This is a genomic window from Hyphomicrobium nitrativorans NL23, assembly GCF_000503895.1.
Classification (GTDB): domain Bacteria; phylum Pseudomonadota; class Alphaproteobacteria; order Rhizobiales; family Hyphomicrobiaceae; genus Hyphomicrobium_C; species Hyphomicrobium_C nitrativorans.
Genome location: NC_022997.1, coordinates 2,227,050 through 2,246,023, shown reverse-complemented (window position 1 = coordinate 2,246,023; position 18,974 = coordinate 2,227,050). Strand labels below are relative to the sequence as shown.

Sequence of the window (18,974 nt, the reverse complement as noted above, 5' to 3'; positions counted from 1 at the left end):
TTCCCGAAATCCGGGTCGTTTTTTCCAGCCCCGCCCTCTCGGGCGTTCCGGAGCAGAGCTTTGATGAACCGCTTCGACAAGCTGTTCGGCATGCGCGGCGAAGCGCAGGTGCGCTATCTCGACGGCGAATTCCAGGTGATTTCGCCGGGCGAGTTCGTCCGCTGTGCCGTGACCGGCCAGCAAATCGACCTCACCGATCTGCGTTACTGGAACGTCGAGTTGCAGGAGGCCTATGCGTCGGCCGACATCTCCTTCGACCGCTATCTTCAGTCTATCGGAAAGTCGCGTCCGGCCGCCGCGAGTGAGGGCTGACGCCCCATCCAGAACGTTAGCCGCGCGCGCCTACCTTCAGGGCGCCATCGATCAGCGAATGCAGGCGCACCAGATCGCGCTCATCGAACGTCACCTCGATAGGCAGTGTCCGCGAGCGCTCTCTGAGTTTGTCCAGGGTGCGCGTCGTGCCGGCCAGCCGCGCGAGATCCTTTTCCGTCGTCGCAAGCTGCGCGCCCGTTGCCTCGGCTTCCGCGAGCAGGCTTGCCGCATCCTTCTCCGTGAACGCGTGGTGATCGGGGAAGGCGCGGGATTGCAAGGCGACAGGACCAAAGCTCTCCAAGAGACGAAAGAACCGACCCGGGTTCGCGATGCCCGCATAGGCAAGGATACGTGCACCGGCAATCCACTCCGTCTCGCCGCGCGGCATCACCGCACCACGCAGCACGGGTCCGGGAAACCGCTTCTTCAGATGCTCGAAGACGGGGGACGGCCCCTCCGGCGGATCCTCGCCGATCACGACGATGCAATCGACGCGCCCGAGCTGGAATTCGAGCCGCGCCCGAAGTGGGCCGGCCGGAAACACATGGCCGTTGCCAAAGCCGCGCCGCGCATCGACGAGCGCAATGGTGAGATCCTTCTCCACGGACGGGTTTTGCAGCCCGTCGTCCATCACGACGGCATCGACGCCGCCATCGCGCTCGATGGCGGCAAGCCCCGCGGCGCGGTCGCGCGAGATCATCACGCGTGCATCCTTGGCGATGAGAAGCGGTTCGTCCCCCGCCTCGCGTGCCGCGTGGCGCGCGCGATCCACCCAGACGGGGCCTGAGAGCGATCCGCCGTAACCGCGCGTCAGGCAGGCGGATACCACCCCGCGAGCCGCAAACGTTTCAAGGACAAAACGCGAGAGGGGCGTCTTGCCCGTCCCGCCGACCGTAAAGTTGCCAATGCAGATCACGGGAAGCTTCGCGCGATATGGCGCGGCGGTGCGAAACCGCCGCTCGACCGCCCAGCCGTACAGACTGCCCAACGGAGACAACAGGCGCGACGCAACCTGCGAGCCCTCGGTGGCGTACCACCACGAAGGCTCGTCAAGACGCACGGCGCACGCCCGTCTCGGCGGGCAAAAGGCCGAGAAGCGCCGCGACCGTCCGGTCGAGCGCGCCCGCGAGCGACGCGATGGCGGACGACGCGCCCTTCCTCATGTCGTCGAGGGCACGGTCGTCCGTGAGAAGCACGTCCACCGCTTGCGCAAGCTCTTCGGGCGAGGCCACCTCGCGCACACCCTTGTGGCGGATCAGCGCGGTGTAGAACTCGCGGAAGTTCGTCCAGTGCGGGCCGGTCAGAACGGCAGCGCCGTGCCCGATGGCTTCGATCGGGTTCTGCCCGCCTCGGGCAATCAGCGAACCTCCGACGAAGGCAACCTTGGTCAGCGCATAGAGCGTGCCGAGTTCGCCGATGGTGTCGGCTACGTAGATATCCGTCACAGCGTCCGGAAGCTCTCCCAGCGAGCGGCGCCTGACCTTGAGGCCGCGCGCGGCGAGCATATCCGCGATCACCTTGCCGCGGTCCGGATGGCGGGGGGCGATGATCGTGCAGACGTTCGGAATGCGCTTGGCGACGATCTCGTGCGCCTTGGCCACACTCCCCTCTTCGGGATCGTGGGTGCTTGCGGCCACGAACACGGGACGGCCGCCGAGCGCCCGCGTGAGGTTTTCCAACGCCGCCGCATCGACCAGGGGTGGCGGCGCGTCGATCTTGAGATTACCGAGCACCTCGACGTGACGCGCACCGAGGGTGGTGATGAGACGGCCCACCGGCTCGCTCTGCGCCAGGATCATGTCGAAGCGCGAGAACAGCGGCCGCGCGACGCTGCCGAAGCGCGCCCAACGCTTGGCGCTGCGCGCCGACATGCGCGCGTTCACGAGCGCGAGGGGCACACCGGCCCGCGATGCCTCGACGATGAGGTTCGGCCAGATTTCGCTTTCCGCGAACACGGCGAGATCGGGTTTCCAGTGATCGAGAAACGCCCGCACGTACTTGGGAACGTCGAGCACCACGAACTGATGACAGGCGCGGGGCGGAAGGCGCCGTTTGGCAAGGGCGGCCGACGTCAGCGTGCCGGTGGTGAGAAGGACGTTGAGGTCCGGCCGCTCCGTCAGCAGTCGCTCGATCACGGGGAGCACCGCGTTGGTCTCGCCGACGCTCGCAGCATGGAACCAGACGAGCGGGCCCGCCGGGCGCGGCAGGCTCGCTCCCCCATAGCGCTCGCCGCGGCGCGTGGGATCTTCCTTGCCCTGGCGGCTCCGGATCGAAAGAAGAAGGGGTGCCGCGAACCTTACGAGGCTCGTTCCACCCTGATACATCTTGAGCAGAAGCCCCACGGCCGCGGGCTCCGTCGGGCGTGGTGCGGGGCCTCGCGGTGTCGCGCGCGCGATGTTTCCGCCAACCGTCCGATAGGCGCGCGCAGTCACGTCGTTCATCGCGTCCTCGACCGTGCGCCGGCGTTCTTCCAACTGTTCGTCGGTGGCGTCCGCCGGCACCCAGATCGGTTCCCCGATGACATAGACCATCTTGGAGAACGGCAGATTGATCGTCATCCGGCTCCAGGTATCGAGCGCGAAAAAACGCGACGTCGCCACTGCGAACGGCACGATGGGGCGCCCGGAAAATTTCGCGAGCGTGACGATGCCCGCGCCTGCGCGGCGCGCGGGGCCGGGCGGCACGTCAGCCGTCATTGCGAGCGTGCTGCCTTCTTCGAGAAGGCGCATCGAGGTGCGGAGCGCAGAGGCACCGCCCCTGTCGCGGCGGCGATGACCGGCACCTGCGCCTCTCACCACATTGATATCGAAGGAGCGAAGCAGGACGCGCACGGCCGAGGCATCCTTGTGCCGAGCGACCATGGCCGAGACCGGAAAGGCGCCGATGTGCAGCGTGGGCATGAGAAAAAACTGCCCGTGCCACATGGCGAGAATGTAGGGATGCAAAGCCTCCGCGCGCACGCGGGCGTCGGGGGGATCGTAAGTGACCGTGGACGTGGCCAATACGAGGCGCGTGTAGCGTGCCGCGAGCGTGCCGAGGAGCCTGCCGAACAACGGCTCTTGGTGTGGCGATTGTGCCATCGATCGGCTTTCCTCGCCTCCCCCTGCTCTCGTGCACACCGTGGCCGCAAGCGCTTCCGACGACGTGCTGCCGGCCAATTTCCTATAGGGATTGTCTCCTAAACGCAACCGCTTCGGCCCGATTGCACACCTGCGGCGGGGCGACATGCACATGGATTGGACGCTCGAACGAACCCTGTGCAAAATCGTGCCGGGGCCGTAAGCGGATGTATCCTTCCGGAACGTGAAATTTGCGGATCGACAAGATATTCGACAGGCCGGGCTCTCTGGTGATACCCAGCCGCTGGTCAGACGGCCGCCCCACGGCTGCGGCGGCCGACAACGGCCGCATATCGGGATATGCATGACGGAATGCCAGAATACACGAGACGGATAAAGCGCGCGCTGCGGCGCAAGGCGTGGGCGGGGTTCGATGCGCTGGTGTCCGTGTTTCCGGTCTCGTGGCGCGAGCGAGCCGAACCCTATGCGCGCTATCTCGACATGCTGGTGCTGGATCATCTCGTGGTCCGGCTCGCTTTTCCGAACCGTCATCGCCTTTCGGACGAAGCCTGGCGTGCGGCGCAACCGCTGCCGCATCAGGTGCGCGATTTTGCGCGCCGCGGCGTGAAGACCGTCGTCAATCTCCGGGCGCAGCCGCAGTCGTCGAGCTACCTCTACGAAGCCGCCGCGTGCCGAAAGGCCGGCCTGAAACTCGTCGATTACCGCATTCGCTCGCGCGCGGCGCCAAGCCGGGAGGAAGTGCTCGGCGCCCGCGATCTCTTTGCGGCTCTCGAATATCCGATCCTTATCCATTGCAAATCGGGCGCCGACCGCGCGGGGCTCATGAGCGCGCTCTACATGCACACGCGCCAGGGCGTGCCGATTGCGGAAGCGCGTCACCAACTATCTTTGAAGTACGGGCACATCCGCCAGGCCGACACGGGCGTTCTTGACGATTTCTTCGATGCCTATGTCGCGTATGCTGAGAAGACGCCCGTCGATTTCTACACTTGGGTCGAGACGGTCTACGATCCCGAGCAACTGACGGCGGAGCATCACTCCAAGCGTTGGGCGAACCGGCTTGTCGACACGGTGTTCCGGCGCGAATAGCTGCGCCAGCGACACGGATGTCCCCAATCAGTTGAGCGGCAATCCGGCCGGCGAGCTTTCAGGATCGGCCTCATCGGTCAGGAGCTGCGCACGCACGAGCCGGGCATACGCGCCCCCCTTGGCGATCAGATCCGCGTGCGTGCCCATCTCGACAATCGTGCCCGCATCCATCACGCAGATCAGATCCGCATTCTGCACCGTCGAAAGGCGATGCGCGATGACGATCGTCGTCCGCTCCCGCGTGAATGCGGCCAGCGCCTCCTGCACGAGGCGTTCGGACTGGGTATCGAGCGCGCTCGTCGCCTCGTCGAGAAGCAGGATCGGCGCGTTCTTGAGGATGGCGGACGCAAGCGCGAGGCGCTGCCGCTGACCGCCGGACAGCCGAACGCCCCGGTCGCCGATCACCGTGTCGTAGCCCTGCGGCTGGCTCAGAATGAACTCGTGCGCGGCCGCGGCCTTGGCGGCGGCCACAATGTCCTCGTCCGACGCGTCGAGCCTGCCGAGCGCGATGTTGGCGCGGATCGTGTCGTCGAACAGGGTCACGTCCTGGCTCACGAGCGCGATAGCGCCGCGCAACGACGCGAGCGTCACTTCGCGAATGTCCTGGCCGTCGATGCGAATGGCGCCCGCCGTCACGTCGAACAGGCGCGGCACGAGATTGACGATGGTCGATTTGCCCGCTCCCGAGCGGCCGACGAGCGCGACGGTCTGGCCGCCCTTCACCTGGAGATCGAAGTCCGTGACGGCCTGGAGTTCCTCCTGGCCGTAGTGGAACGAGATGCGGTCGAAGGCGACGGCGCCCTTGTCGAGCACGAGCGGCTTTGCGCCCGGCAAGTCCTTCGTCTTCGGCTGCTCGTCGAGCACGCCGTAAATGCTGTCGAGCGCGGCGAGCCCTTCCTGCACGCGCGTCATGAGGCCGCCAACTGCCTTTAAAGGCTGGGCGGCCATCAGCAGCGCCGCAGTGAGGCCCATGAAATCGCCGACCGTGGCGGCACCGCTCGAAATCCGCCAATAGGCGACCCAGATCACGCCGGCGACCGCGACGCCGGCCAGCCCTTCGAGAATGGATTCGAGGCGCGCCTTGGCGGAGACGACCTTAAGCTTCAGGCGATAGACTTCCTCGAAGCTGCGGCCCACGCGCTCGGCCGCGTAGTCTTCCAGACGAAAGGTCTTGATCAGACGCGTCGCGCCGAGTGTCTCGGCGAGCAGCGAGGTCATGCCTCCAAGCTCGGCCTGGGTGCGGCTCGCATTGCGGCGGACCCGGCGCGCGATGGTCGAGATCGGCACCGCCGCGAAGGGATACACGCCGAGCACGACGAGCGAGATCATCCAGTCGAGATAAAACATCGCGCCCACGAGCACGACGACCGACATCATGTCCCTCAGCACGGAGTTGATCGAGGCGTGGGCGGCCTGCTGAATGAACTGGATGTCGTTCGTCAGCTTCGACATCAGCCGCCCCGGCGTGTCGCGGGTCAGGCGGGCATAGTCGGCGTTGATCATATGGCGGAACGTCACGTTCTGCATATCCACGCCGACCTCAAGCATGACGCGATTGGTCGCCACCGTCTGCGTGTAGAGGAAGATGCCCCGGGCCGCGGTGACGACGATGATCGCGCCCAGCACCCACGGAAGCCAGGTGACGTCGCCCTCCAGGAGATTGTCGAACGAAAACTTGATGACGACGGGGTAGGCGCCGGTCGCCAGCGAAAGCGCGGTCGTCAGCAGGAGGATGACGAAAAGCTCGCGCCAGCGCGGGCGGAGCCAGTCGTTGATGAAGCGGGACAGCAACAGACGCGAATGCGCGTCGAAAGCGAAGCGCGCGTTCTTCCGAGGCCCGGACGGCGTCTCGGGGGAGGCTTCTTTCGTCTTCGACATACGTTGTGGGGCTCCAGATCCAAGCCGGGCTTAAGCCACGGCTTTGCCTCCCGAATGGGATTCGGCACCGTTTTGCTGAGGCTCCAACAAACGATGCATATGGACGATAAAATAGCGCATCGCGGCATTATCCACTGTCTTCTGAGCCGCAGCCTTCCAGGCTGTGTAGGCTTCCGCGTAATTGGGGAAAATTCCCACGATATCCAGCGCATCGAGGTCGCGGAACTCGAAGCCATCGAGATTTTCGAGTTCGCCGCCGAATACCAGATGCAACAGCTGCTTGGGAGCTTCTTCCCGCTCACCGCTCATGCGCACAATCCTCTTTCGTCCAAAGCATGGCCGCCCGACGCAGCCTGTCTCTTCCTGCCCGATCCCTCGCGGAGGTTCAAGGCTCGCGGCGGGCCATCAACGGCATTTCCGTTTGCAAAAGGAGCATGAAGATACGGGCTGTTAACGAGATTCTTTAACAAGATATCCAACATCATGTGGCATTGTCGCAGAAGGGTCGCGAAGACGGCCTCTCAGAAGTCATCAGGGCAAGAACGAACGTCAGACCGGCGCGGAACACGGGGGGACCCATTCCGCGCCGAAGTTCTTTTTTTGGGGGCCTTGAGTGCCCACCCGGCGGGGCCGGAGCTGCTTTTTTCGTCGCGCGTCTGCTCAAGCGAGGGGCAAAGCGGTGCGGCCCCACGAGGCAGGCTGCCGACGGATCGGCGTTGCCGCCCGTGGCTGCGTTCGGTAGCGTTGGGCCGAACCCTTCTTCCACGGCAGAGAACCGAACGGCCCTGATGAGCGACAATCCCTACGCGACCGGCCTCGACAAAAATCCGGCGAACTATCAGCCCCTCTCCCCAATCGGCCTCCTGGAACGGGCGGCGACCGTCTACCCGCAGCACACCGCGATCGTTCACGGGAGCCAGCGGACAAACTACGCGACGTTCTACGCTCGGAGCCGGAGGCTTGCGTCGGCGCTCGCGAAGCGGGGTATCTCTCCGGGCGACACGGTCTCGGTGATGCTCTCGAACACACCCGCCATGCTCGAAGCGCACTATGGCGTGCCGATGACGGGCGCCGTGCTGCATTGCCTCAACACGCGGCTCGACCCGCCCATTCTCGCCTTCCAGCTCGACCACGCGGAAAGCAAGGTCCTGATCACCGACCGCGAGTTTTCGGCGTCGATCAAGGAGGCGCTTGCGCTCGCGTCCGTCAAGCCGCTTGTGATCGATTACAACGACCTCGAATTTCCTCAGGCTGGCGAAGCGCTCTCCGGTCTCGACTATGAGGCGTTCGTCGCCGGGGGCGATCCCGAGTTCGATTGGCGCAAGCCCGACGACGAGTGGGAGGCGATCAGCCTCAACTACACGTCCGGCACGACGGGGAATCCGAAGGGCGTCGTCTATCATCATCGCGGCGCGGCGTTGATGTGCTACGCGAACACCATCGCGACAGGCATGGTCCGCCATCCGGTGTACCTCTGGACCCTGCCGATGTTCCACTGCAACGGCTGGTGCTTCCCGTGGACGCTGTCGCTGGTGGCTGGCACGCACGTGTGCCTGCGCTGGGTGCGCGCCAAGGCGATGTACGACGCCATCGTGGATCACAAAGTCACCAACCTTTCCGGCGCGCCGATCGTGATGGCGACGCTGCTCAACGCCAGCGACGATGAGAAGCGCGAGATCAAGCATCGCGTGGCATTCAACCACGCGGCCGCCCCGCCGCCAGAATCAGTGATGGCGCGCATGAACGAAGCAGGCTTCGCGCTGACGCATCTCTACGGGCTGACGGAAACCTACGGGCCCGCCACGCTCAACGAATGGCATAGCGCGTGGGACGATCTGCCGAAGGCCGAGAAAGACGCGCGGCGGGCCCGGCAGGGCGTTCGCTATCCGGCGCTCGAAGGGCTCACCGTCATGGACCCTACGACGATGACAGAGGTGCCAGCCGACGGCGAAACGCTGGGCGAGGTCATGCTCCGCGGCAACATCGTCATGAAGGGCTACTTGAAAAACCCGGAGGCGACGGCGGAGGCTTTCGCGGGCGGATGGTTCCATTCCGGTGACCTCGGCGTGCTGCATCCGGACGGCTATATCCAGCTCAAGGACCGCTCGAAGGATGTCATCATCTCCGGCGGCGAGAACATCTCGTCGATCGAGGTCGAGGACGTTCTCTACAAGCACCCGGCCGTGGCGCTCTGCGCAGTGGTGGCCAAGCCCGACGACAAGTGGGGCGAGACGCCGTGCGCATTCGTCGAGCTCAAGCCGGGAGCAACCGCGACGGCGGACGAAATGATCGCGTGGTGCCGCGAGCGGCTCGCGCACTACAAGGCGCCGCGCCACATCGTGTTCACCGAGGTGCCCAAGACGTCCACCGGCAAAGTGCAGAAGTTCAAGCTGCGCGAACTGGCGAAAGACGCCTAACAACGACGCATGGCAGAGAGCGCGGCGAGCGAGCGCATCTACGCGCCCGCGCAACGCCGCCGCTCTCAACTTTTTAGCGTCAGATCACGAATCAGCACAGCGTCGAGTGCATACGCATGCCCTCGCACCCGCTGAATGTCGGCATCTCAAAAACGGGGACGCGGGGCTGCTTCGCTAACGGCACGGACAGATCTTCGCCGACAACGCGCGACGCAAAAATCCCCGCATGCACCCTCCCTCGTCGGATCCGGCCGGAAGACTGACCGGCTCGAAGTTTGCCGGCTCGGCTTCCGATTTCGGATCGATGCGAAAAGGAAGGGTGGTGGGGGAAACCCCGCAGTCTACGTCAGTGGCGTGTTTCGAGCCGGACGATCTCGTCCTTCAGCTTCAGTTTTTCTTGCTTAAGCCGGCGGATCGTCACGTCGTCCGAACCGGGTCGTGCCGTCTCCTCTTCGATCCGGCGCTCAAGGAGCCGGTGCTTCTCTGAGAGTTCCTGAAGATGAGCCGAAAGCGCCATCCTGACCTCCTTTTCAGAGTTGAAGACCGTAGCATTGTTACAGATATGCCACGGATTGTCCATTGGAAGGGGTGCGTCCGAAAGGAACACGTTGAACGAATTCTTTACCGCCAAGAGTGTGCTCGCGCCGCTTTATGCAAAGCCATTCGCGCGCTCAACGCCCGACTTGCTTGCGGAACATAACGTTTGGCCCGATATTGCCTTTTGTCGAGCAGGGTACGCGGGGTCCCCGGCAACGCTGCCGGCTGACCTTCGAGCAGTGAGCGACATGCAGCGGCAAAACGACAGGGAGCTTCGAGACGAACTCGTGCAGCTCCGGAGTGAGCACCGGGCTCTCGACGACGAGATTTCGACGCTCGAAGCCGATGGCGCCATCGATCAACTCACGATTCGCCGGTTGAAGAAAAAGAAGCTCGCCCTCAAGGACCAGATCACCAAGATCGAGGATCAGCTTCTGCCGGATATCATCGCCTGATCCCGGTTCCCCGCGTAACGATCCAGGGGCACGCGCCTAAGCGCCGGTGGGCTTCCGCCCCCTTTGTCATCCCGGCCAAGCGAGGGCGGAAGCCCGAGCGCCGCGCCGGGAGCCAGCAAAAGCTCCTATCGCAAAATATCGCCTCTTCGACGAGCCTTGCGCTGGGTTCCGGACAAGGCTTCGCTTGTGTTCCGCCTTTCCGGGATGACAAGGGCAGGGCAACCGCCGGCGGCTGCCCTGCGTTTGTTGGCAGCCGGCGTCAGGCCGGGTAGATCAGCGGGTGTTTTCGTTCATGCGTTCTTCCGGCGTCGATCAGTGGCTCTACCCAACGGACCGCGGGCTCTATTGCGCACCCGCCGACGTCTACGTCGATCCAGCCCGCCCCGTTCCCCGCGCCATCATCACGCACGGACACAGCGATCATGCGCGCGCCGGGCATGACGCCGTGCTGGCGACGCCCGAAACCGTCGAGGTAATGAAGCTCAGGCTCGGCATGGACGGCGCGGGGCGCTTCGAAGCGGCGGCATACGGCGAGGCGCGCAACCTCGGCGGCGTCACTGTTCGTCTGGTCCCCGCCGGGCACGTGCTCGGCTCCGCGCAGGTTGTGCTCGAATGGCAAGGACAGCGGGCCGTCGTCTCCGGCGATTACAAACGCGCGTCCGATCCCACGTGCCCCCCGTTCGAACGCGTTTCCTGCGACGTGTTCGTGACGGAAGCGACGTTTGCGCTGCCTGTGTTCCGACACGAGCCCGCGGAGCGCGAGATCGGCCGCCTCCTCGCCTCGCTCGCGCGCAATCCCGAGCGCACGCATCTCGTTGGCGCATACGGGCTCGGAAAGGCGCAGCGCGTCATGCGCCTCGCGCGCGATGCCGGGTACGATGCCCCGATCTATCTTCATGGCGCGCTCGTCGAGATGACGGCGCTCTACGAGCGGCTCGGCGTCGCTCTCGGCGACGTCCGCCCCGTGCCGCTCGATGCGAAAACCCCCCGAATTCACCGGCGCGCTCGTGCTCTGTCCCCCGTCCGCGCTCGGCGACCGCTGGTCGCGCCGCTTTGCGGATCCGGTCACCGCGTTCGCCTCCGGGTGGATGCGGATCCGGGGGCGCATCCGGCAGGCAGGCGTCGAACTGCCGCTCGTCATCTCGGATCACGCGGACTGGCCCGAGCTGATCGCGACCGTGACGAAGACCGGCGCGGACGACGTCTGGGTCACGCACGGGCGCGACGACGCACTCGTCTACGAACTCGCACGCCGCGGACGCAAGGCGCGTGCGCTTTCGCTCGTCGGCTTCGAGGACGAGGGAGAATAGCGTCATGCAAGCGTTCGCGCTTCTCCTCGACACGCTCTCGACCACGCCCTCGCGCAACGCGAAGCTGGCGCTTCTCACCGAATATTTTCGCACAGCCCCGGACCCGGATCGCGGGTTTGCGCTTGCGGCTTTGACCGACGGGCTGTTTCCACGCCTCCCGCTCCGGCGCAGCCTCGCTCTCCTGATGGACGGGCGCATCGACCCCGTGCTTTACGCGCTCTCACGCGACTATGTGGGCGATACGGCCGAGACGGTCGCGCTCATGTGGCCCGATCCCGACGCCCCGCCCGTCACGCCGGGGCTTGCGGAGACGGTTGAGCTTTTGGCATCTGCCGCGCCCGCCGATATTGCCGGCACGCTCGGCCACCTGCTCGACCGTCTCGATGCACGCGGACGATGGGCGCTTTTGAAATTGATCGGCGGGGCACCGCGTGTCGGCGTGTCCGCGCGCCTCGCGAAAGCGGCGCTCGCCGAGATGGGCGATGAGCCTCTCGCGGAGATCGAGGAAGTCTGGCACGCGCTTGCCCCACCCTACACCGATCTTTTTCGATGGCTTTCAGGCGAAGGTCCACGCCCCGATGCAGCAGGCAAACCCATCTTCCGCCCGCTCATGCTGTCCCACGCCATCGAAGAGACCGATTGGTCGGGCTTTTCCGCCGAAGATTTCGCCGCGGAGTGGAAATGGGACGGCATCCGCGTGCAGATCGCCGCCCATGGCGCAAGCGTGCGCATGTTCTCGCGCGCGGGCGATGACATCTCGCGCGCATTCCCAGAGATCGTGGCCGCCTACGAAGGGCTCGACGTGCTGGCGGACGGCGAGCTTCTCGTCGTACGCAACGGGATCGTCGCGCCGTTCAACGACTTGCAGCAACGCCTCAACCGTAAGGCCGTAACCGGCCGGCTCATGCGCGAGCATCCGGCCCACATCCGTCTCTACGACCTCCTGATCGAGAACGGCGAAGACATGCGCGCGCTATCTTTCCGCGAGCGCCGGGCTCGGCTCGAAGGCTGGGTGTCCAGGTATCGCCCACCCCTCAGCGACGTCAGCGAACTCGTTTCTTTCGACACCCGCGAAGAGCTGGGCGCGCTCTGGGCCGAAACGCGCAGCAGCGGCATCGAAGGGCTGATGCTCAAGCGTTGGGACAGCCCCTATCTGTCGGGGCGGCCGCGCGGACATTGGTTCAAATGGAAGCGCGCGGCGCTGACGCTCGACTGCGTCTTGATGTATGCCCAGCGCGGCTCGGGAAAGCGCTCGTCCTATTATTCCGACTACACGTTCGGCGTCTGGCGCGAGATCGCGGACGCTCCGTCCGGCGGGGCGCGCGGTGACATTCTGCCCGGCCATGAGCTGGTGCCGGTCGGCAAAGCCTACTCAGGCATGACGGACGCGGAACTGATCGAAATCGACCGCTTCGTGCGCAATCACACCGTGGAGCAGTTCGGCCCCGTGCGGGCGGTGGAGCCGAAGCTCGTGCTCGAAATCGCGTTCGACGCGATCTTTCCCTCCGCGCGGCACAAGTCGGGCCTCGCCATGCGTTTCCCGCGTATTCACCGCATCCGCTGGGACAAGCCTGCGGCAGAAGCCGACACGCTCGATGCTGCGCGGCAGTTGGTGACGAAAGCGGAGAGCGAGGTGGAGATGCCGCGCGCCCGGTCTAAAACCCGATCCCGAACTGGCTCATGAACGTGCTGTTGGCCGTGCCGGAGCGCGGCGTCGCCCGCTGTTGCGCGCCGCTTTGCGCGCGCGAGATCTGCCGCCGGTCGGGCACATGCGGAGCCAGATGATTGCGCCCCTTGTTGATCTCGTCCCACTTGCCGTCGAGAGCGAGCGTCACGCGCTTTTCGTGGCCGTAGATGTCGCTGTAGGTCTTGAGCGTGCCGTCCTCGTCCACCCATGCCGTCTGGTAGACGATGTGCATCGGGATGCGCCCGTCGATCAGCACCTCGTTGTTGAGGGGCCCGCGCTTCGCCAGCTCATCCACCTTCGCCGCGCCCCAGCCCTTGTCGTGTTCCAGCACGAGTTCCGCCATGCGCAGCGGATTGCGCAACCTCAGGCAGCCCGCAGACAACGTGCGCTGGCGCTGGCCGAACATCCATTTGTCCGGCGTGTCGTGCATGAAAATCGTGTGCTGGCTCGGGAAGGAGAACTTCACGTAGCCCATGGCGCTTTTCGCGCCCGGCGGCTGCACGACCTCGTAATCGCGGATGTCGGTGTTGGCCCAGTCCATGGTGCGCCAGTCGAGGCGGCGACCGCTCTTGGTTTCGACTTCAAGACCGTACTGGCGCATCATGCCGCCCCCGCGCAGCAGGCTCGGCCACAGCTCGCGCACCTTGATGCTTTCGGGCACGCGCCACATGGGCCGGAACGTCACGTCCTGCAGGCGGCGCGAGAAGATCGAGGTCTGCTTGCCGAGTTCGCCCACGACGATGCGCTCGGTGTGGATCGTCTTGCCGTCCTTGACGACGTCGATCGTGTAGGAGGGGACGTTGGCGATGATGTGGAACTCGCCGATGTCCGGCCACTTCCACCGCCACATCTCCATGTTGGCGCGGAGCCGCTTGGCGGCGGCATTGGGCGTGGCGTGCTTATTCTTGCCGAGGGCTGCGACGTACTTCTCGCGCAGCAGATGGAACTGTGGATGCTTGGGATGCGTGTCGAGCAACGCCGCGCCCTTATCGGAAGCATCTGCGACGCTCGCCAGCACGTCGGCCGGCTCGATGAGCTGGGCGCGCCGGTCGAGGTTCGAATTGAGCTGCTCGGACGGCTGCATGATGCGCCCGCCGCGCGCGTGGCGCGCGTACTTGAGCACGATCTGCATGAGATCGACCTCGGCCGCGGCCTGGTCGGCAGGAGAGAAATCCCGGCTTTGCGCATCCGACAATGCAGGACGCGGGAAGTCCTCCGGATTGAGGCCCCATTCGTTGGCCGTGCCGAACGCGTCGATGACGGACGTCGCGTCGGCGTTAAGCCCATCGGCGCTCACCCACAGCGGTGCGTAGCCGCGCGTCGCATAAAAATCGAGAAGCGCCTCGCGCTCCTTGACCTCCTGCTCTTCTCCCTCTTCCGGCAGTTCGGCGAGACGCGCACGGATGGCCTCCGCGACGGGCGTTGCCGGATCGATGGGAGGCTTTTCCGTTTTCTCGGTGACCTGCTCGGCAGGGACGTGCGCGCCGGATTCGTCAGCGATCACCGCTTCGGTCGCGTCCGTTTCCGCCACAGGCGTTGCGGGCGCATCGGCGGCGGTCGTCTCTTCGGCGGGTTCGGTTTCCTCGTTCGCGGCGGTCTCGTCGCGTTCGGTCCCGTGATCGGCTTTGACGGTCGCAGGATCAGCGTCTGCCGCCCCGGCCTCGATCTCGACGTTCGCCTCGGTTGACGGTTCCGGTTCGGCGTCGGGCGTCAGGGCCGCTTTCTCTCTTACCGGCTCAATCTCCTCAGGCCGACCGGCGGTCTCTTCGGCCGCGCGCTCGGACTGGACCTCATACGTGACGTATCCCGCCGGAACCGTCGTCACCTCGGGGATCACGGACGAGACCGGCGCGCCGGGCTCGATCGCTCCCGTCTCCAGGCTCCCGGCGGACCGGCGCGGCTCGGCCGTCGGCGCATCGGCCAAGCCGAGACCCAGCATCAAAGCCAGCGCCGTAAGAGCGAGGCGGCCCATCACGCGTCTCCCATGTCAGCTCGCATATCTGCGTCGCCCCCGGCCCGTTTCGGAGCGCTAAGGCGCGGAAACACTAGGTGATTCGGCGTGCGCCGAAGAAAGACGCCGCGCACTGCTCCCACTTTTCTCGCGCGACTTTGGGCCGGGAACGGGGCGGCATCCCCCCTTCCCTTAAGGAAAATGAACAGTGGGTCCCGTTTGCAACGGTGCCGGATCTGCCTTGCCAGAGGTGGCCCTCTTCCTCTAAATGCCCCGTTTTCCCGTTGGGCCCGCCTCGCGAGGCTGCCCAGGCACCGGAACCAAAGGCATGACCGAACGCCGCGCGGACGTGGGGATCATCATGGGCAGCCAGTCGGACTGGCCCACCATGAAGGCGGCTGCGGCCATCCTGGATGCGCTTGCCGTCCCCTACGAAACCAAGATCGTCTCGGCGCATCGCACGCCCGACCGGCTGGTGGACTACGCACGGTCCGCGGCGGAACGGGGCATCAAGGTGATCATCGCGGGCGCGGGTGGCGCGGCGCATCTCCCCGGCATGACGGCCTCCATGACCGCCCTTCCCGTCCTCGGCGTGCCGATCAAGACCAGCACGCTGTCCGGCATCGACAGCCTCTATTCCATCGTGCAGATGCCGGGCGGCGTTCCCGTCGGCACGCTCGCGATCGGCGAAGCGGGCGCAACGAACGCGGGCCTGCTCGCCGCCCAAATCCTGGCGCTTTCGGACGCGGCGCTCGCGGCCCGCGTCGCGGACTGGCGCGCCGATCAAACCGCATCCGTGGCCGAGGTTCCGAAGTCCGAATGAGCGCACTTCCTCCCGGCTCCACCATCGGCATTCTCGGCGGCGGACAGCTCGGCCGCATGATGTCGCTCGCGGCGGGCCGCCTGGGCCTCAAGTGCCACATCTATTCCGACGTCCGGGGCCCGGCGTGCGACTTCGCGGCCGCCTCCACCATCGCCCCTTATGAGGATACGGCGAAGATCCGCGCCTTTGCCGAAGCCGTGGACGTCGTCACCTACGAGTTCGAGAACGTGCCGCTTGAAGCCGCCGCCGCGGCCGAAGCCGTCGCACCCGTTCGTCCGGGACCCAAGGCGCTCGAAGTTGCGCAGGACCGGCTGGCGGAAAAGACCTTCATTCGCGATCTCGGCATTCCCGTGGCCCCGTTCGCCGCCGTCGACAACGCGGCCTCGTTCGACGCGGCCGCCGCCGGGATCGGCGGGGCCGGCATCCTCAAGACGCGCCGGCTCGGCTACGACGGCAAGGGGCAGATGCGCATCGCAAGCGCCGCCGAGTTGCCGGGCGCATTCGAAGCGCTGAAAGGCGTGCCGTCGATCCTCGAAGGGCTGGTGCCGTTCGCGTTCGAGGTGTCGGTGCTGGTCGTGCGCGGCGTCAACGGCGAGACGCGGTTCTACGACGTGCCGCTCAACACTCATAAGGAGGGCATCCTCGACACCTCTACGGTGCCCTCGCCGATCCCGCCCGCCCACGCCAAGCGCGCAACCGAGCTTGCCGCCGCAATTGCGGACGCGCTCGGCTACGTCGGCGTGCTGGGCGTCGAGATGTTCTATCTCGGAGCGGACGCACCCGAGCCGCTCGTCATCAACGAGATCGCGCCGCGCGTGCACAACTCCGGGCACTGGACGCAGGACGCCTGCCTCGTCAGCCAGTTCGAGAATCATATCCGCGCCGTGGCGGGCTGGCCGCTCGGCGCGACGGAGCGGCATTCGGACGTGACGATGACCAACCTGATCGGGGCGGACGTCGACCGCTGGGCGGCTCTCGCAGCCGAGCCCGGCACCGCGCTCCACCTCTACGGCAAGCCGGAAGCCCGCCCAGGCCGCAAAATGGGTCACGTGAACCGCATCAGGCCGCGGAGCGCATAAGCCCTCGCGTTGGGACTCCATCCCGATTGGGTTTGGGGCCTAAAGCCGCATTTTGGGCCCCAAAATGGCGCCGTCCCCGTGGACAAGCGCGGTAACGTTTGATAGAAGCCAGCCAAATCTTAAGCGCTCGACGCGCCGGCGGGTTGGTTCGCCGGGGCTTTGAGCGGTGTTATTTTCAGCCAATTCAGAACTTTAGAGGTCACCGCTTGCAGGTACTCGTTCGCGACAACAACGTCGACCAGGCCCTCAAGGCGCTCAAGAAGAAGATGCAGCGCGAGGGTATTTTCCGTGAGATGAAGCTCCGGAACTACTTCGAGAAGCCGTCCGAGAAGAAGGCGCGCGAGAAGGCCGAGGCCGTTCGCCGCGCCCGCAAGCTCGCCCGCAAGAAGCTGCAGCGCGAAGGCCTGCTGCCCGGCAAGCCCGCCGCCGCACGCGGCGCCAAGGGTCCGGGCCGTGGCGGCCCGGGTGGTGCGCGTCCGGCCGGTAGCGGCTTTGGCGGCAACAGCGCTGGCGCAGGTGCGAGCGCTGCCGGTGGCAGCGGTGGCTACTCCAGCAACCGCTAAACGCTTGGGTCCTCCGGGGATCCGCACAACACCTTGAATTCGATGTCGCCGCCGGCTGATTGTCCGGCGGCGATTTTCTTTTTGGGGATCGTTAGGGCGGATGCGCTTCCGCTCCGCCGTTGCGCTGGCTCCCGCGACGGGCCTCGACTATCGTCGCGGCATGGCCAAGCTCTATTTCGCGTCCCTCCTCACCCTCTCGCTGCTCGTCGCCATGGTGGCGGGCGTCGTCATCGCAGCGCTCGTCGCGACAGGTGCGATGAATGTGGGCCCCGCGCTCGTGCTCGTCGTGCTCATCAACGGCGTGACCTTCCTCATCAGCCCGTGGCTCACGGACCTGATGCTGCGCTGGGTCAACAAGGTCCAGTTCATCGACGATGCCACGCTCAAGGCCCGCTATCCGCACGTCCACGCCATCGTGCACGACGTGGCGCGGGATTACCGCTTCTCGGCGCCCTCCATCGGCATCATTCCGGACCGCAACCCGACGGCCTTCACCTACGGCCTGTTCCGATCCAATGCGCGGATCGTGCTGACAGACGGCATTTTCGAGTTCCTGAACGAGGAGGAAACGCGGGCGGTCGTGGCGCACGAACTGGGCCACATCGTCAACCGCGACTTCCTCGTGATGACGGCGGCGGGGATGCTCGTGCAGATGCTCTACGTGCTCTACGCGAGCTTCCGGCGGGCGCGGTCGGGCGGCGGCGACAGCAAGGGCCGCGACAAGCTCTTCATCGTCGCGATCGCCGCCTACGTAATGTACGTGCTCGGCACCTACATCCTGCTCTACCTCTCGCGCACGCGGGAATATCTCGCCGACAGCTTCGCCGCCGAGCGCGTGGAAGCCCGTCATCTCGCGAATGCGCTGGTCAAGATCGCCTACGGCATCGCGACGGCTGACGACACCGAGCAAGGCCGGGAGCTTCTCGCCTCCACGCGCCACATGGGCTCGGTCGACTTCAAAGGCGCGCGCCATCTCGGGCTCGTCGTCGAGGCGTCCCGAGCGCGGCCGGAGGCGACGGCGGAGGCCATGCTGTTCGACATCTACAATCCCTGGGCGCGGATCGTTGAGCTTTCGTCCACGCATCCGCTGACGGGCAAGCGCATCAAGGCGCTCTCCGTGATCGCGAAGGAGAAGCGGCAGGCGTTTGCGGACATCGACGTCGCCGCGGCCGCGAAACGCGCGAACGTGAACCCGGCGGCACTCTGGAGCAAATTCCTGCGGGAGCTTGGGATCGTCTCGCTGCCGACGCTCGTTTTCATCGGCGTGGGGCTCGCCGGGCTCGCGAGTTCATCGCCGTTGTTCGCGGTGCTTGCGTTTCCTGCCGCTGCGCTCGCCTGGGCCGCCATGATCCCTGTCGTCTACCCGTTTCACGCAGCGCAGCACACCGACGTGGTCTCGCTCATGGGAGATGTGGCCGCTTCCCCCATCGTCGGCAGGCCGGTGCATCTCGACGGGGAGGTGATCGGTCGCGCGGACGCCGGTTCGATCGTCGGCGAGGATACGATTTTCGCCGACCCGACGGGACGCATGACGGTGGATTTTCGATCCTTGCTCGGGCCGCTCGGCGATATGTGGGCCGGATGGCGCCGCGTTGCGCGCCACATCGGGCAGAAGGGCGAGGTCGTGGGCTGGTTCCGCCGCGGCATGGGCGGCCACGTCATCTTGAGCGAACTCAACACGACAGCGGGGCGGCTCAAGGCCTATCCCTATCTGGCGGGCGTCTCGACAATGCTCATCGTGTTCGTCGTGATCCTCGTCATCGCCGGCGTCGTGGCGGTTTCCGGCGCTTAGG

The 18,974-nt window shown here is 65.7% G+C and carries 15 protein-coding genes and 1 pseudogene; 10 read left to right on the top strand and 6 right to left on the bottom strand.

Annotation, left to right across the window (positions count from 1 at the left end):
* Positions 1-63: 63 nt before the first annotated feature.
* Positions 64-312: a DUF2093 domain-containing protein gene (locus W911_RS10425; RefSeq protein WP_023787505.1), complete on the top strand. Its 249-nt coding sequence runs from the start codon at positions 64-66 to the stop codon at positions 310-312.
* A gap of 16 nt (positions 313-328) precedes the next feature.
* Here the strand turns inward: W911_RS10425 and lpxK are convergent, their stop codons facing one another.
* Positions 329-1,372, bottom strand: coding sequence for a tetraacyldisaccharide 4'-kinase (gene lpxK, locus W911_RS10420; protein ID WP_023787504.1), 1,044 nt, complete (start codon positions 1,370-1,372; stop codon positions 329-331).
* A complete protein-coding gene (locus W911_RS10415; protein WP_023787503.1) occupies positions 1,362-3,392 on the bottom strand; it encodes a glycosyltransferase N-terminal domain-containing protein in 2,031 nt (676 codons plus the stop codon). The genes lpxK and W911_RS10415 overlap by 11 nt, the downstream gene beginning before the upstream one ends.
* 351 nt (positions 3,393-3,743) lie before the next feature.
* Between W911_RS10415 and W911_RS10410 the strand changes: the two genes are divergently transcribed.
* Positions 3,744-4,481: a fused DSP-PTPase phosphatase/NAD kinase-like protein gene (locus tag W911_RS10410; protein ID WP_023787502.1), complete on the top strand. Its 738-nt coding sequence runs from the start codon at positions 3,744-3,746 to the stop codon at positions 4,479-4,481.
* 27 nt (positions 4,482-4,508) lie between these two features.
* Here the strand turns inward: W911_RS10410 and W911_RS10405 are convergent, their stop codons facing one another.
* The gene (locus W911_RS10405; protein ID WP_023787501.1) at positions 4,509-6,359 is read right to left on the bottom strand and encodes an ABC transporter ATP-binding protein; all 1,851 of its coding nucleotides are present in this window, start codon (positions 6,357-6,359) and stop codon (positions 4,509-4,511) included.
* Positions 6,360-6,389: 30 nt separating this feature from the next.
* Positions 6,390-6,668, bottom strand: a complete 279-nt coding sequence (locus W911_RS10400; RefSeq protein ID WP_023787500.1) for a DUF4170 domain-containing protein — start codon at positions 6,666-6,668, stop codon at positions 6,390-6,392.
* 479 nt (positions 6,669-7,147) lie between these two features.
* On the opposite strand from W911_RS10400, the gene W911_RS10395 reads away from it, so the two are divergent.
* A complete protein-coding gene (locus W911_RS10395; RefSeq protein WP_023787499.1) occupies positions 7,148-8,776 on the top strand; it encodes an acyl-CoA synthetase in 1,629 nt (542 codons plus the stop codon).
* Positions 8,777-9,122: 346 nt separating this feature from the next.
* Here the strand turns inward: W911_RS10395 and W911_RS17820 are convergent, their stop codons facing one another.
* Positions 9,123-9,293 carry a YdcH family protein gene (locus W911_RS17820; RefSeq protein ID WP_081717848.1) on the bottom strand — a complete coding sequence of 57 codons (171 nt, stop codon included), beginning with the start codon at positions 9,291-9,293 and terminating at the stop codon, positions 9,123-9,125.
* Positions 9,294-9,561: 268 nt separating this feature from the next.
* Between W911_RS17820 and W911_RS10385 the strand changes: the two genes are divergently transcribed.
* From W911_RS10385 to W911_RS10375, 3 genes and pseudogenes are all read left to right on the top strand, one after another.
* The gene (locus W911_RS10385) at positions 9,562-9,768 is read left to right on the top strand and encodes a YdcH family protein (RefSeq protein WP_023787497.1); all 207 of its coding nucleotides are present in this window, start codon (positions 9,562-9,564) and stop codon (positions 9,766-9,768) included.
* A 292-nt stretch (positions 9,769-10,060) separates the two neighbouring features.
* Positions 10,061-11,078: pseudogene (locus tag W911_RS10380) on the top strand (ligase-associated DNA damage response exonuclease).
* 4 nt (positions 11,079-11,082) lie between these two features.
* Positions 11,083-12,762, top strand: a complete 1,680-nt coding sequence (locus W911_RS10375) for a cisplatin damage response ATP-dependent DNA ligase (protein WP_023787494.1) — start codon at positions 11,083-11,085, stop codon at positions 12,760-12,762.
* Here W911_RS10375 and W911_RS10370 read toward each other — a convergent pair.
* Positions 12,734-14,737, bottom strand: a complete 2,004-nt coding sequence (locus W911_RS10370) for a L,D-transpeptidase scaffold domain-containing protein (RefSeq protein ID WP_023787493.1) — start codon at positions 14,735-14,737, stop codon at positions 12,734-12,736. The genes W911_RS10375 and W911_RS10370 overlap by 29 nt on opposite strands.
* Before the next feature lie 307 nt (positions 14,738-15,044).
* On the opposite strand from W911_RS10370, the gene purE reads away from it, so the two are divergent.
* The 4 genes from purE (at position 15,045) to W911_RS10350 (ending at position 18,973) form a co-directional block, all read left to right on the top strand.
* Complete coding sequence (purE, locus tag W911_RS10365; protein ID WP_023787492.1) at positions 15,045-15,539, top strand: 5-(carboxyamino)imidazole ribonucleotide mutase; 495 nt, start codon at positions 15,045-15,047, stop codon at positions 15,537-15,539.
* Complete coding sequence (locus W911_RS10360; protein ID WP_023787491.1) at positions 15,536-16,618, top strand: 5-(carboxyamino)imidazole ribonucleotide synthase; 1,083 nt, start codon at positions 15,536-15,538, stop codon at positions 16,616-16,618. The genes purE and W911_RS10360 overlap by 4 nt, the downstream gene beginning before the upstream one ends.
* A 206-nt stretch (positions 16,619-16,824) precedes the next feature.
* A complete protein-coding gene (gene rpsU / locus W911_RS10355; protein ID WP_023787490.1) occupies positions 16,825-17,181 on the top strand; it encodes a 30S ribosomal protein S21 in 357 nt (118 codons plus the stop codon).
* A 100-nt stretch (positions 17,182-17,281) separates the two neighbouring features.
* Positions 17,282-18,973: a zinc metalloprotease HtpX gene (locus W911_RS10350; RefSeq protein ID WP_023787489.1), complete on the top strand. Its 1,692-nt coding sequence runs from the start codon at positions 17,282-17,284 to the stop codon at positions 18,971-18,973.
* The last annotated feature ends 1 nt before the right edge of the window (position 18,974 follow it).